The organism is Mesorhizobium sp. M0601, assembly GCF_040320845.1.
In the GTDB taxonomy this organism is placed as follows: domain Bacteria; phylum Pseudomonadota; class Alphaproteobacteria; order Rhizobiales; family Rhizobiaceae; genus Mesorhizobium.
Genome location: NZ_JAMYQK010000126.1, coordinates 1 through 966 on the forward strand (window position 1 = coordinate 1; position 966 = coordinate 966).

General features: G+C 61.5%; 2 protein-coding genes. Both read right to left on the minus strand.

From position 1 onward, the window contains the following. Positions 1-216 precede the first annotated feature (216 nt). Entirely contained in the window at positions 217-468 is a 252-nt protein-coding gene (locus NKI41_RS33180) for a toxin-antitoxin system HicB family antitoxin (protein WP_352687283.1), read from the minus strand. Continuing rightward, the coding region (locus NKI41_RS33185; RefSeq protein WP_352687286.1) for a putative toxin-antitoxin system toxin component, PIN family at positions 465-966 on the minus strand (502 nt) is incomplete at its 5' end. The genes NKI41_RS33185 and NKI41_RS33180, both read right to left, overlap by 4 nt.

Consider the following 966-nt stretch of genomic DNA (forward strand, 5'->3'; position numbering starts at 1 on the left):
GTTCGTCCAGGCTTTTCCCGATAGGGAAATCATGTTCGACGAGGGAACTGCCTGCTTGTCGAGAGAACGCCGGACCGAAGTCAGCCCGTCAATGCCAGAGCCGCATCGCTGTGGCGCGTGCTGCGCCAGCCTTGACCGGCAGTCTTCGGCCCGGCTGCCGCTTTGGACGCAGGCAAACTCCGGTACGAGCGAGACCGCTCGACAATTCAGGGGGCATTACTCCGGCAATTCGTCGCCCTTGGTCGGCGCCTTCCCTTTGCCGGCCCGTTTCAGGATATGCAGCGCCTTGGGAAGGTCGGCACGGGCGGCGCGTTCCTGAAAGTAACTTTCCGTGCGCAGCGCCGAAAGCTTTTCAGCGACTGCCACGTTAATGAACTGGTTGAGCGGCACGCCTTCGCTCTCCGCCACCTTGCGCGCCTCATCCAGAAGCGAGAGCTGAAGCCGCAGTGCGAAATTGCTTCTCCTCATGTCTTTCTCTCCAATCGTCTCAGCGCCTCGCCCGGCGACAGGACCAAGATACCGAAGCGCTCGGCCACTTTGCCGAAGTCGCGTAGGTTGAACGTCACTATAGCATCCGCCCGTCCGTTTACCGCAGCTTCCAGCACCATGTCGTCGTCCGGGTCGCGAACGGCGGGTCGCCAGAGGAAGAGAAGGCGAACCGGCTCCGCGACGGCCGCCACGGCATCTAGCAACGCGTTCACGTCCTCGGCGGACAGGCCGGAAGCTTCAAGGTGCTCGGGCCTTGTCATCACCGCCTCGTACTCGATCATCAACGTCACCGAAGCGATGAGCGTCAGCCGGCGTTCCAAAGCTGCGACCAACAGTTGGCGCGAGGCGCCAGCGTCACTTCGGATCGCCGCCACCATGGTCGCCGTATCGAGAAGCAGTCTCATGCAGGCATATTGGATATCGCGTGCGATATTGCAAGAGGACCGAGCTTTTGGTAATTTGGCCCGGCTTCGGGAT